We start from the raw sequence: 11,987 nt of genomic DNA, 5'->3' as shown, positions 1-11,987 counted from the left end.
TGTGACGGGGACTGACCGTCCGTTACGGCTTACTCCGTCGGGAACTCCTCGCCGCCACCCATCCAGGCCGACCCGTCCTCGCCGCCGCCGGTCTTGTAGACGCCACGGGCAGTCGCGACGCGTTTCCCGGAGACGTTCTCGATGGTCACGTCGACGGTGGCGACCTGTCCGCCGTTCCGGACGACCTCGCCCTCGGCGACGAGGTCCTCGGTCGCGGGCGCGAGGTGGTCGATGCGGATGTCGATGGTGGGCGTCGGCCGGTGGTTGAGCGAGATGACGGCCGCACCGCCGACGTGGTCCGCGAACGAGTGGACGACGCCGCCGTGGGCGACGAGCCGGCCGGGGACGGACGAGTGATGCGGTTCGAGTTCGAGCGTACCCCGGGCATAGCCGTCGGTGGCATCCGTGAGCTCCATGCCGAGGTGTTCGGCGTAAGGCATCGCGTCGAATATCTGCTCGAGGCTCATGGACCGGGGTTCGACGGGAGGAGTGATACCGCTTTGGCAACCGTCGGGAACGGGGGAATCGTGTGTACCGAGGGTGGTCGGCCGGCGTTCGAGTCACCCTACGTGTTCGTGTCCTCGCCGACCACGGTGTTCTGGTCGTCGGTCTCCGGGACCGCGACCCAGCTGGAGTCCACGGTTCGAATCGCCTCGGCGGGGCCGAAATCGTAGTCCCCAGTCCGCTCGGTCCCGGAGGGAGCCTCGACGAAGTACTCGACCGACTGCTCGGTCGCCGGGTCTACGCCGAAGTAGACGAACTGCGATCCACCCGCCGTCGGCTGCTCGACCCGTTCCACGTCGTCGCTCAGGTCGGTGAGGACCGTCCACTCGGAGGGGACGCGGTCCCGCAGCGCGACCGGCTGGTTGGCCTCGGCGGTGAGTTGGACGTGGTCGGTCTGTCCGCCGGTGAAGACCGAGCCATCGTCGCGCCGGGTTCCCGAGACGTCGAGCGTGGTCGGACCGGTCGGGAGCGTGAGGGTCGACCCGGCGCCATCATCACCCAGTACCAGCGTGTTCGTGCTGTGGCCGTCCGGGTCGTTCAGCGCCCAGTCGCGGTTGTCGGAGGCGACGACGATGCCGAGACGGTGGCCGGCGGGAAGCAGCCAGTCGACGTCCCAGCAGTCGACGGGAGCGGTGTACTCCCGAGCCGTTGGGACCGGCTCGGAGACGTCGAGTCCGTTTCGGTTCCGGGCGTTCAGGAAGCCGCGGGTGACTACCTCGCGGCTCCCGTCGGGGGCCTCGTCGAAGATGACGGGGGTGTAGTGCGTCGAGGCCTCGGTCGAGGTGGCGACCAGCGAGAGCAGCGGACTGCCGGTGATCCGGACCGGGTCGTCGACCGGCTCGGAGAGGAACTCGAGGTGGTTCGGACCCGAGCCGGCCGTGGCGAACATCTCCTCTTCGGTCAGCGGGGGTTCGGTGTCGGTGTAGGACGGGTCCGTGGTTCCCTGGAGAACGAGTTCGCGTGAGTCGCCGGAACCCTCACCTGCCGCGTTCGCCGACCCCACGAGCACCCACGTCTTCTCCTCGGTACCCGCCGGCGGCCAGTCTGCGTACTGGACGCGCTCGCCGGTGCTCGTCTGGGTGTCGACGGCGGGCAGGTCCATCACGCCGGTGTCGAGCCCCAGCAACCAGTGGTCGAACCAGGCGTGACGGATGGCCTGTGCGTCCGCGAAGCCGCTGGCCTGGTGGTTCCACTGGCCCATGACGAGCTTCTTCGGGTGGTCGTCGGGGAGCGCCTCGTAGAACCGCGTCGAGTCCCAGTGTTTGACGTTGTGGTCGAGCCAGCCACCCTCGACGAGGACCGCCGCCGATACCCCGGCCGCGGCCCGTCGATAGTCACGCTCCTCCCAGAATCCGTCGTACACCGGGTCGTACTCGTAGGCGCGTTCGGTGTGTTCGACCGCATCACACGGACGGAACCGGTCGTCGAGGTCGTCGATGTACTGCCACGGCTCGTCGACGTTCATCGGCGGGAGCAGGCCGAAGCCGAAGTCGAAGGCGAACGGCGTGTCGAAGCCCTCGTCGGTCGGATACTCGTTGTTGAGGAAGTACCGGATTCCCCCGCCGAAGGCGTAATCGTACCACCGGTCGATGGCGACCTGCGGGACGATGGCTTCGAGGTGCTCGGGGTCCTCGATGGCGGCGGCGAGCTGGGTCGTTCCGTCGTAGGAGCCGCCGATCATGCCGACCTTCCCGTTCGACCAGTCGCGAGAGCCGAGGTAGTCGACCAGCTGTGCGCCGGTCTTTCGCTCCCGGTGGCCCCCGTAGTCGTAGCAGCCGTCCGAGTTGCGCGTGCCGACCACGTCGAAGGTCGCCCGGGCGTACCCTCGCGGGACGAAGAAGTCGGCGACGCCGTCGTTCGCGGCGGCGCAGGCCTCGCCCTGTGGACAGCGGACGTCGTTGTAGGGCGAGTAGGTCAGGATGACGGGGACGTCCTTCACGGGGTCGCCGTTCTCGTCTACCGGTCTGATTACCTGCCCGTAGATGGTCGGTGACTCGCTCGCTCCGTCGATTGTGTATTCGGTCTCGACGTAGTGTTCGGTGGGAGTACCCTTCTGGTACCGTGGTTCGGTGACGCCTGTGGTGGTCCGGTAGCCGTACTCCTCGCCGGCGGACGACCCCGCTGTTCCCGCGCTCGCTGTCGCACTGCCAGCGGTCCCCGTCCCGACGAGGAGACCGAGTCCCGCGAAACCGCCGTTCCTGAGGAGCCGTCGTCGGGTCCACTCGTTGTTGTCGGAGTCGTCCGCCCCGCTCGCGCTATTTCTCATGGCCATCGTCAACGTAACTCACCACTGGCTGTAAACGTTCGGGGGACTCGTGCTCGGTTCCGAGAAAACCGAGGACGGTCCCGCGGTTCGTTCTCTCGTGGGGTTCGGACTGCGGGTGGCCGGGACGAGCCACCAGTAGAGAAAGTGTTACATGATAACACTTATCACTGTGGGGGCGAAAGTAGATGGTGTATAGTAACCCGAACGCCCGAGACCAGAGATTCACCATGCCAGCAGACACCGAACGGCAGGACGAGTACAGCACGCTGGGCGTCGACGCGGTCGACATCGCCCGGTACGTCGCAATCACGCTCAGCACCGACGAGGTACTCCTGTTCGACGAGCAGTGCTCGGCGGCCTGGATACAGGCCAACAACGCGGTCTCCATCGAGGAGGCCGCCTGAGATGACCAGCAGTTGCCCGCCGGTCTCGACACGGACACGCGTTCGGTAACCCGGACGACAGCGGCTGTCACCCCACCCAGTGGCTCATTTCTGCGACGTCAATCACAACCCCTACGTACCCGGCTCGCACAGCCAGAGCCATGCAACTGGGCGTAATCGGTCTCGGCCGCATGGGCCGAATCGTGGTAGACAGGACGCTCGAGGCGGGACACGACGTGGTCGCGTTCGACCTCGACGAGGACGCCGTCGATGCGGCCGCCGACGCGGGCGCGACGCCCGCGGAGTCGGTCCGCGATCTCGCGAACCAGCTCGGCGACGACAAGCGCATCTGGCTGATGGTCCCGGCCGGCGAACCGGTCGACGCCGCGCTCGACGACCTCGAGCCGCTGCTCGACGAGGACGACATCGTCGTCGACGGCGGGAACTCCCACTTCGAGGACTCCGTCCGCCGCGCCGAGTCGACCGCCGCGGCCTACCTCGACTGCGGAACCTCCGGCGGTCCCGCCGGTGCAGAGCTCGGCTTCTCGCTCATGATCGGCGGCCCGCAGTGGGCGTACGACGAGCTGACGCCGGTCTTCGACGCCGTGGCGACCGGCCCCGACGGTCACGACCGCATGGGTCCGGCAGGGTCGGGGCACTACGTGAAGATGGTCCACAACGGCGTCGAGTACGTGCTGATGCAGGCCTACGGCGAGGGCTTCGAACTGCTCGCCAACGGCCGGTACGACCTCGACCTCGAAGCCGTCTCTCGCACCTGGAACAACGGTGCCGTCATCCGCTCGTGGCTCCTCGAGCTGTGCGAGGAGGCGTTCCGGGAGGAGGGCAACGATCTGGGCGACGTCGCCGACCACGTCTCGGGTGGCTCGACGGGCACCTGGACGGTACAGGAGGCGCTCGAACAGGAGATTCCGGTCCCGCTCATCTACCAGTCGCTCGCGGAACGGTTCGGCTCTCGTGCCCCCGAAGGCGGTCGCTTCTCCCGTCGCCTCGCCAACCGGCTCCGGTACGGGTTCGGTCGGCACGAGGTCGCTCGCGAGGAGTAGGTGTCACGACGCATTACCTATCGAGGAATTTTCTAGTCAATGGCTTACAAGATTTATGACCCCGTGCCCTGTCTTGTGAGGATATGGTAAAGAGCACGGTCCGATTCTCGGAATCGACCGTCGACGAGATAGAGTCCCTCGTCGAGGAGGGCGTCTTCGAGAGCAAGTCTGAGTTCTACCGCTTCGCCAGCGAGTTCATCCTCGAACAGCTCTCCGACGACTACGTCCCGTCGACCGTCGACTTCGAGGACATCAAAGCCGACGTCTTCCAGAAGGACCAGCTCATCGAGCCCGCCGAAGGACCGGAGTCCGGACTCCCGTTCTTCGAGTCGGTCGCGACCGTCCGCCGGTTCGTCCTCCGCGGCAAGGTACAGGACGCAGAGGACTTCATCGACCACCACTACAACGCCAGTTCGCGTGACGCGCTCTTGCTGGAGGAACTGCTCGACGCCTACTGTCTCCGGTTCGGTCACGACCGTTCCGAGTGAGGCGTGGGTTACGCTTCGGAACGACGACGTTCTCGTACCGACCCGTCGGCGGTCACACGCGGCCCCAGAGTGACGGACTCCGGTGGCGAGCGGCCGCTCCTAATCACAACAAAGTTAAACCCGTACTCCAAATCTGCGCACACATGGTTAACGAACTGGGACTGGCTGTCGGGCTTTCCCTGACGGTCATCGCCGTCGTCATGCACTTCATTCGGGGGACCGCCTGGACCCCGACCGAGGACATCTCGCAAGAGCTCCTCGAACGGCGTGCGAAGACCGTTCCCGAGACGGACTTCCCCGAACCCATGAACCGCGCCATCGGCGGCGGCGGCGCCGCGGGGGCCGTCGCAGGCGGTGAAGCCGGCGGCGAACTGGAGGAAGGTGAAGAGGCGGAAGACTCGTCGAGCCCGGCCGACATCCCCGAGGACGAGGTCGAGTACTTCGAGATCGAGTACAAGAAGGAGGGTTCGACCATCGAGGTCGCGAACAACGAGACCCTGCTTGAAGCCGGCGAGGACGAGGGCTGGGACCTGCCCTACGCCTGCCGACAGGGCCAGTGTGTCTCCTGTGCCGGACACGTCGAAGGCGGCGACTCCCGGGACTTCGTCGTCCACGACAACCAGGAGATGCTCGACGACCCCGAACTGGAAGATGGCTACGTGCTGACCTGCGTCGCCTACCCCAAGGCCAGCTTCACGCTGGAGACGAACGAGACGCCGTAGACGGATTCCCCCGACGCAGTTCTTCGATTCTCACCACCGTTCGAGCTACTGCTCCGCGTGCAGAACGCGCCCGTCGCGATGCAACACATTGAAGCGCAACTGTTTCGTTTCGAAGTACAGTGAGTTCCACGCCCGCCGGCAGCATCACGGAGGGCAGTCTCGCGCGCCCGATGTTCCGGCTCGCGTGGCCCATCGTCGCCCTCCAGCTGCTGCAGGTCACCTACAACATCGCCGATACCTTCTGGCTCGGCCAGTACGACACCGACGCACTGGCCGCCATCAGCCTCGGGTTCCCGCTCATCTTCCTGCTCATCTCGCTCGCCGGTGGGTTCACCGCCGCCGGTGCCATCCTCACCGCACAGTACACCGGCGCGAAGAGCGAGGGGTCGGCGGGACGGGTCGCCGGCCAGACCATCTCGTTCGTCTCAATCCTCGCAGTCGGGCTCGGACTCGTCGGCTACGTCTTCACCGAAGACATGCTCGCGCTCCTCCCGAGCCAGGGCGAGACGAAGGAGGCGGTCATCCCGCTCGCCGCGGACTACATGGAGGTGTTCTTCCTCGGCATCGTCTTCATGTTCGGCTTCTTCGTCTTCTCGGCGCTCATGCGCGGCTACGGCGACACGAAGATACCGATGCGGGTGATGCTGGTGAGCGTCGCCGTCAACGTCGTCATCGACCCGCTTCTCATCTTCGGCGTGCCCGGATACATCCCCGAGCTCGGTATCACCGGCGCGGCCATCGCGACGGTTGCTTCCCGCGGCCTCGGGACGGTCCTCGGGATGTACGTCCTGTTCATGACCGACGCCGGCCCCGACGTGCAGTTGCACCATCTCGCACCCGACCTCGGCGTCATCCGCGACATCGTCGAGATCGGCGTCCCGAGCGCGCTCGAACAGTCCGCCAGCGCGTTCGCCATGGTCACGCTGACGGCGATGATCGTCCAGTTCGCCCCGCCCGTCGTCGCCGCCTACGGCCTCGGTAACCGCATCGCCTCGCTCATCTTCCTGCCCGCGATGGGGCTGGGCCGGGCGACGAACACCATGGTCGGCCAGAACCTCGGCGCCGGGAAGTCCGACCGAGCCGAACGCGCCGTCTGGCTCGCCGCGAAGGTCAGCGCCGGTACCCTGCTGGCCGTCGCCGTCATCGTCTTCCTCTTCCCGCACGTGCTCGTCGACGCCTTCATCAGCAACGACATCGCGGACGCCGCAGAGACCATCCGCCACGGCGCGGAGTACATCCGCATCCGCACTGTCGAGTTCGCCTTCATCGGCGTCCTGCAGGTCATCCTCGGCGCCTACCGCGGTGCCGGCAACACCAAGACGGCACTCGCGTTCTCGCTCGTGACGCTCTGGGTCGGCCGCGTGGCGACCGTCTCCTACCTCGCGTTCGATCCCGTCCCACTGCTCGGCGTCGCGGGCCTCGGTCTCGGCCCCACCGGCTTCTGGTACGGGATGGCGATGGGGAACGTCGTCGGCGCCGTCGCAGCCGGCCTGTGGTTCACGCGTGGAACCTGGAAGCAGGCCGTCATCGAGGAGGAGGTCGCTGGACCAGCCGCGTCGGTCGCAGACGGTGGGTCGGACGACGAGTGAGCCACTGCGGGTTCACAACCGTTATGTCGGCCGGTTCACTACAGGTGACTGAGGGCCCGTAGCTCAGTGGACAGAGTGCTTGGTTCCGGACCAAGATGTCGCGGGTTCAAATCCCGTCGGGTCCGTTTTCCTGCGAACAACGTGAGCAGTGAAAACGTAATCCGCGGGATTTGAATCAGCGAGCGGAACGCAGTGGAGCGAGTGAGGTTCAAATCCCGTCGGGTCCGTTCGGACTCCTTACAGTCGTCCTCCCTCCCCCAACGACCTCCCGCTCACCGCGTTCGCGGGAGTCCCGTCGGGTCCGCTCCTTCGCTTCGCTCGACCGCTCCCCCCACGACCTTCCGCTCACCGTGTTCGCGGAAGTCCCGTCGGGTCCGGTTTGCTGTGAAATTTGAACGGGGCCGGTTCTCCCTGGAAATGCTTGGCCTCTCTCCATCTCATGGTAGCGAGAAGCGACTTTCACGTGACGGAGGGGATAGACGATACTGCGGGCACAGGGAAACCAGCGTAGTAGGAATATAGCATCATAGATATGGTACGTATACATAAATTATTCTGAGAAGACAACACCAAAGATTTTGCAAGCTCGAGAGACACTGCACACAGAATTGTAAGATATAAACAATTCTGACTCTTTTCCCTGAGCTCTTCTAAATCGACTGCCAGTTAGAGATTAGAGGGAGAGTCCCCAATATTTCCACATATAGCTCTATTTTTCGGATAATATATGCAATTTAGTTCGATAACTGGTGCCAGAACCGGATCGAGTGTGGTTGTTTGATGGGCCGCTGGTTTATCGCGTATTTTCCGGTAGCGAGCCGGTTCTCGACACTTACTGATACCGGCATATGTGAGCGGGCAAATCAATATTGTATATATTTTAGAATCCTCCACAATACATCTGCTACACAGTATCTACCGACCTCAGCCATCAAAGCATTTGGTTTTCTTATACAACATACGCCACATTTCTGATGCTTTCCCATCGGTTTCTCACTTTCCTCGTCTACCGTCGACGTCGTCTGCGCGCGAGCTGGGTATGGGATTCGGGGCTTCCTCCAGGAAGAGCCGATGATGGAACAGGGGTGTTACAGGGATAGCGGTGTAATATCCCGGTGGGATTCGGCACACAGCGGCGCCGCCGTCGGGACGGTCACTCGGCCTACTGCCTGGAGCCGCCGACCATGGACGGCCCCACAGGTCGTTTGGCATGGGCAAACAGCTAGCCGGACGGTGGACCGCCCGTCTCGACGCTCGCCCTCGAGACCTCGGTCCCAGAGATGTCGATTCCCCCGGGTCAGAGATTGGCTCTCTAGAGACAGGGGCAGGGATGCGTCTCTCCCCAGGTGGAACTCTGGGAGTCGACGATTCGGGACCGGAGAAACACAGCGTCGTCTTCGGGAGATGCCGTCGCTATCGACGGGCGAATCAGTTCGCGGATTCGGTCGCGCCGACGGCCTCGTCGAGGAGATCGACGGCGATGTCGAGCTCGCGGTCGCGGACGTCCAGCGGCGGCAGGAGGCGGAGCGTCTTCTGTCCACAGCCGAGCGTCAGCAGCCCCCGCTCGAGGGCGGCATCGACGACGTCGTCCCGTCGCTCCTTCGTGTCGAACTCCACAGCGGTCATCAGTCCGAGCCCACGTGCGGCGACCACGGCATCCTGGTGGCGGTCGCCCAGTTCACGAAGCTGGCCGAGCAAACGGTCGCCCTTCTCCTCGGCGTGGGTCAGGAGGTCCTGCTCCTGAATGGTCGCGAGCGTCAGCGTCCCCTGGAGCGAGGAGAGGATGTCTCCGGCGCCCCACGTCGACGACAGCCGGCTCTTCTCCTCGGGGAAGACGTCCATGCTCGAAATCGTCGCACCCACGCGGAGAGCTTTGGCGCTCGTGATGACGTCCGGCTCGAGCTCGAAGTGGTCGACCGCCCACATCTCTCCCGTTCGCCCGACGCCGGACTGTATCTCGTCGGCGATGAGGGGGATGTCATGTTCGGAACACAGCTGGTCCAGTTCGCGCATGAACTCCTGGCTGGGGACCTGATAGCCGCCCTCACCCTGAACGGGCTCCAGGATGACGAAGGCGACCTGTTCTGGTGGGACGTGGCCCCGCTCGGGGTCGAGCTTCTCCCGGAGGCGCTCGATTCCCTCCATCGAATACGGGACGTCGACGACGCCGCTGAGTTCGGGGAACTTTCGCCGGTGGACCGACTTCGACCGGTTCAGAGAGAGTGCGCCGAGGGTCCGCCCGTGGAACGCCCCCTCGAACGTGACGGCGTACTTCGGAACGTCACAGTTGTCGTAGCAGATCTTCATCGCGTTCTCGACCGCCTCTGCACCCGAGTTCGAGAGGAAGACGGTATCCATGCCGTACTGGTCCGAGACGTCGACGAGCGTGTCCATCAGATGGGCAGGCCCGGGCATCTCGGTCTCCTCGGGAGCACCACCGGTACTCACGTAGAAGTCCTGTCCCGCGATCTTCAGCGGGTCGACGAGGTCGAACGCCCGGAGTTTCTCCATGAGCGCCGGGTTGTTGTACCCGAGCGGTGCGGCGGCGACGTGGCTCGTGAAGTCGAGGAGGACGTTCCCGTCGGCGTCGGTACAGAATGGGCCGATGGCGTCCTCGGTGATGTCCCAGACGAAGTCGTAGACGTACGTGCTCGGTGCGGACGACTGGCGGTGGAACTCGACCCACTGACTCGCGTTGGGGCCGGGTAACTGCTCGACTCGTGGCTCAGCGGTCTCACGCTGCATACACCAAGCGGTCCAGAGACCCGCAACATAAATCTTCTGTGATAGACACCTGTCAACGCAGGTGGACCGGAAGAGTGGATCCGTGCTCCCAGCTGGTAACCGTGCGAACGACACCGCGACTCGTCCGCGACAGAGGCCTCCGTTACTCATCGCCAAACAGCCGGAACCGCCGGTTCTACAGCTGGGCTGTCATCATCCCTGCCCGATCTCGATCTGGTTCGCTGCACCCTTCACACTCGACGCCAGCTCCTCGATTCGGTCGTCGTCGAGTCGGGATGCGTGCCCACTCACGACGATGGCACCCATGAGGTCACCGGAGACGTACTTCACCGCACACGCGACCGACCGAGCACCCAGCACCTGTTCCTGGTCGTTCACGGCGTATCCCTGCTCGCGAACGCGGTCCAGCTCCTCCCGGAGCAGTTCCGGGTCGGTTTTCGTCCGTTCGGTAATCGATTCCAGGTCGCCGGCGAGCACTGACTCGCGACGTTCCTCGGACATGTCCGCGAGCATCGCCTTTCCGACCGCGGTTGCATGAAGCTCCGCCGTCCGCCCGCTCGGGGTCACGGATTCGATCGCCTCCGGTCCACCACGGGCGACGTGTACGAAGTGGACCTGTTGGTCCTCTTCGACGGCGAGGTGAACGACTTCACCAGTCGATTCCGCGAGCGAGTTGGCGATCGAGACGCCGTACCGGTAGAGGTCGAACCCTTCTCGGATACGATTTCCGGTCGCGAGGAACCCGAGGCTGGCGCTGTACTCGTTCCCATCGCGGGTTACATAACCGAGCCGAGAGAGCGTCGAGAGGTGCGTGTGTACCGTGGTCTTCGAACAGTCGAGCGCCTTCGCTACTTCGGTGACACCGGCCCCCCGTCGGTCGATGAGTTCGTCCACGATGGCGAACGACGTTCGGACCGATTCGATCGAGCGTGGTTCGTCGTTCCTTCGTCCCATATAGGGCCCCTCCACGAGGAACAGCATAATTGTTTGGCATCGGCAAACGAGATTGCTCTCGGCCGCCCAACACCTCGACGAAGGGGCGCCCGAACATTTTTATAAAGTGAGGAATACCGGGTGAACGATGGACCCGATAGTTATCGTTGGCGGCGGCATCACCGGTGCCAGTCTCGCCTATCACCTTCGCGATCACGGCCGGCCCGTGGTGTTGTACGAGAGCGACGCGCTGGGGTCCGGTACGTCGGCGGACTCGGTCGCGCTTTTCGTCTGGCACCAGTCGACGCCGGACCGGACCAGTCACCGGCTCAGGTCGCGGTCGTGGGAACACTACGAGCCGCTGGTACAGGACGGGACCCTCAGTTTCGAGCAGATCGGGACGCTCGACGTCGCCAGGACCGACGACGAGGTCGATTCGCTTCGTGCGCTGACACGGACGCTGGAATCGTTCGGTACGGAGGCCAGGTTCCTCGAATCGGAAACCCTCGCAGAGTACGGACTCGACCCCGACGCCGTCGCCGGCGCCATGGCCACACCCGAAGACGGCTATCTCGACCCCTACGAGATCATCCAGTACTACATCGGCGAGGCGACCGCAGCTGGCGTCACCGTCGAGACCCAGACTCCGGTCACCGACATCCGCACGAGCGACGGCCGCGTGACGGGCGTCGAGACTGCACTGGGGACCCAGTCGGCGGCTGCCGTGGTCAACGCGGCCGGCCCGTGGGCTCCCGCGGTTGACGAGAAGGCCGGCGTCTCCCACCCGTTCCGTCACAACCGGGGTCCCGTCGTCGTGTTACAGAAGGACGAGGCGTTCACGCTCCCGTTCATCCAGTTCGGTGACGGCATCTACTTCCGCGGCGAGGGGCAGACCCAGGCGTTCGCCGGGAACTTCGGTGCCAGCTACGAGGAGGCAGAACTGCTGGACCCGAGGGGCGCCCGCTCGATTCCGCACGAGTTCTACCTCGAGATCGACGACCGTATCCAGGCAGCCGTTCCGCGACTCGACGGTGTCGAACTCGCCAACGAGTGGGTCGGCGTCCGGACGCTCACCCCGGACGGCGTCCCCATCGTCGGGGAGACCGCCGTCGACGATTTCTTCGTCGCGGCCGGGATGAACGGGCTGGGAGTCACCCTCGCACCAGCGCTCGGTGAGTATCTCGCCGGCGTCATCGAAGGGAAAGACGTGGACCGCGAGCTGGAGGCGTATCTCTCACCCGCACGGTTCTCCTGACCGCCACGAAGCAGTCGGGTCTTCTCCAGGTGGCCCTA

Annotated in this window: 10 protein-coding genes and 1 tRNA gene; 7 read left to right on the top strand and 4 right to left on the bottom strand. The window is 64.6% G+C overall.

Going from position 1 to position 11,987, the window contains the following annotated elements:
• Positions 1-29 precede the first annotated feature (29 nt).
• Both ACSC1Y_RS11165 and ACSC1Y_RS11160 read right to left on the bottom strand, forming a co-directional pair.
• Complete coding sequence (locus ACSC1Y_RS11165; RefSeq protein ID WP_435334921.1) at positions 30-467, bottom strand: PaaI family thioesterase; 438 nt, start codon at positions 465-467, stop codon at positions 30-32.
• Positions 468-565: 98 nt separating this feature from the next.
• Positions 566-2,776: a CocE/NonD family hydrolase gene (locus ACSC1Y_RS11160; RefSeq protein WP_435334920.1), complete on the bottom strand. Its 2,211-nt coding sequence runs from the start codon at positions 2,774-2,776 to the stop codon at positions 566-568.
• Positions 2,777-2,997: 221 nt separating this feature from the next.
• Between ACSC1Y_RS11160 and ACSC1Y_RS11155 the strand changes: the two genes are divergently transcribed.
• The 6 genes from ACSC1Y_RS11155 to ACSC1Y_RS11130 all read left to right on the top strand — a co-directional run bounded on the left by ACSC1Y_RS11155 (position 2,998) and on the right by ACSC1Y_RS11130 (position 7,141).
• Positions 2,998-3,174: a hypothetical protein gene (locus ACSC1Y_RS11155; RefSeq protein WP_435334919.1), complete on the top strand. Its 177-nt coding sequence runs from the start codon at positions 2,998-3,000 to the stop codon at positions 3,172-3,174.
• A 140-nt stretch (positions 3,175-3,314) separates the two neighbouring features.
• Positions 3,315-4,217: a phosphogluconate dehydrogenase (NAD(+)-dependent, decarboxylating) gene (gene gnd, locus ACSC1Y_RS11150; protein WP_435334918.1), complete on the top strand. Its 903-nt coding sequence runs from the start codon at positions 3,315-3,317 to the stop codon at positions 4,215-4,217.
• An 83-nt stretch (positions 4,218-4,300) separates the two neighbouring features.
• Positions 4,301-4,705, top strand: coding sequence for a hypothetical protein (locus tag ACSC1Y_RS11145; protein WP_435334917.1), 405 nt, complete (start codon positions 4,301-4,303; stop codon positions 4,703-4,705).
• A gap of 143 nt (positions 4,706-4,848) precedes the next feature.
• Positions 4,849-5,427: a 2Fe-2S iron-sulfur cluster-binding protein gene (locus tag ACSC1Y_RS11140; RefSeq protein WP_435334916.1), complete on the top strand. Its 579-nt coding sequence runs from the start codon at positions 4,849-4,851 to the stop codon at positions 5,425-5,427.
• 170 nt (positions 5,428-5,597) lie between these two features.
• A complete protein-coding gene (locus ACSC1Y_RS11135) occupies positions 5,598-7,016 on the top strand; it encodes an MATE family efflux transporter (protein WP_435335160.1) in 1,419 nt (472 codons plus the stop codon).
• Between the two features lie 52 nt (positions 7,017-7,068).
• Positions 7,069-7,141, top strand: a tRNA-Arg gene (locus ACSC1Y_RS11130).
• A gap of 1,303 nt (positions 7,142-8,444) precedes the next feature.
• On the opposite strand, the gene ACSC1Y_RS11125 is transcribed toward ACSC1Y_RS11130, so the two are convergent.
• Together ACSC1Y_RS11125 and ACSC1Y_RS11120 are read right to left on the bottom strand one after the other, a co-directional pair.
• Positions 8,445-9,761 carry a class-III pyridoxal-phosphate-dependent aminotransferase gene (locus ACSC1Y_RS11125; protein ID WP_435334915.1) on the bottom strand — a complete coding sequence of 439 codons (1,317 nt, stop codon included), beginning with the start codon at positions 9,759-9,761 and terminating at the stop codon, positions 8,445-8,447.
• A gap of 192 nt (positions 9,762-9,953) precedes the next feature.
• Positions 9,954-10,715, bottom strand: a complete 762-nt coding sequence (locus ACSC1Y_RS11120) for an IclR family transcriptional regulator (protein WP_435334914.1) — start codon at positions 10,713-10,715, stop codon at positions 9,954-9,956.
• Between the two features lie 127 nt (positions 10,716-10,842).
• On the opposite strand from ACSC1Y_RS11120, the gene ACSC1Y_RS11115 reads away from it, so the two are divergent.
• Positions 10,843-11,949, top strand: a complete 1,107-nt coding sequence (locus ACSC1Y_RS11115) for an NAD(P)/FAD-dependent oxidoreductase (protein WP_435334913.1) — start codon at positions 10,843-10,845, stop codon at positions 11,947-11,949.
• Positions 11,950-11,987 lie beyond the last annotated feature (38 nt).

Origin of the sequence: Haloarchaeobius lipolyticus, from assembly GCF_051208015.1 — an archaeon.
Lineage (GTDB): Archaea > Halobacteriota > Halobacteria > Halobacteriales > Natrialbaceae > Haloarchaeobius.
Note: the sequence above shows the minus strand (reverse complement) of the source record. Positions and strands in the feature narration are given on the sequence as shown.

What these genes read in the sequence shown, in the direction of transcription:
- ACSC1Y_RS11165 (WP_435334921.1), bottom strand. Translation starts at nt 467, where the DNA reads ATGAGCCTCGAGCAGATATTCGACGCGATGCCTTACGCCGAACACCTC.
- ACSC1Y_RS11160 (WP_435334920.1), bottom strand. Translation starts at nt 2,776, where the DNA reads ATGGCCATGAGAAATAGCGCGAGCGGGGCGGACGACTCCGACAACAAC.
- ACSC1Y_RS11155 (WP_435334919.1), top strand. Translation starts at nt 2,998, where the DNA reads ATGCCAGCAGACACCGAACGGCAGGACGAGTACAGCACGCTGGGCGTC.
- gnd (WP_435334918.1), top strand. Translation starts at nt 3,315, where the DNA reads ATGCAACTGGGCGTAATCGGTCTCGGCCGCATGGGCCGAATCGTGGTA.
- ACSC1Y_RS11145 (WP_435334917.1), top strand. Translation starts at nt 4,301, where the DNA reads ATGGTAAAGAGCACGGTCCGATTCTCGGAATCGACCGTCGACGAGATA.
- ACSC1Y_RS11140 (WP_435334916.1), top strand. Translation starts at nt 4,849, where the DNA reads ATGGTTAACGAACTGGGACTGGCTGTCGGGCTTTCCCTGACGGTCATC.
- ACSC1Y_RS11135 (WP_435335160.1), top strand. Translation starts at nt 5,598, where the DNA reads ATGTTCCGGCTCGCGTGGCCCATCGTCGCCCTCCAGCTGCTGCAGGTC.
- ACSC1Y_RS11125 (WP_435334915.1), bottom strand. Translation starts at nt 9,761, where the DNA reads ATGCAGCGTGAGACCGCTGAGCCACGAGTCGAGCAGTTACCCGGCCCC.
- ACSC1Y_RS11120 (WP_435334914.1), bottom strand. Translation starts at nt 10,715, where the DNA reads ATGGGACGAAGGAACGACGAACCACGCTCGATCGAATCGGTCCGAACG.
- ACSC1Y_RS11115 (WP_435334913.1), top strand. Translation starts at nt 10,843, where the DNA reads ATGGACCCGATAGTTATCGTTGGCGGCGGCATCACCGGTGCCAGTCTC.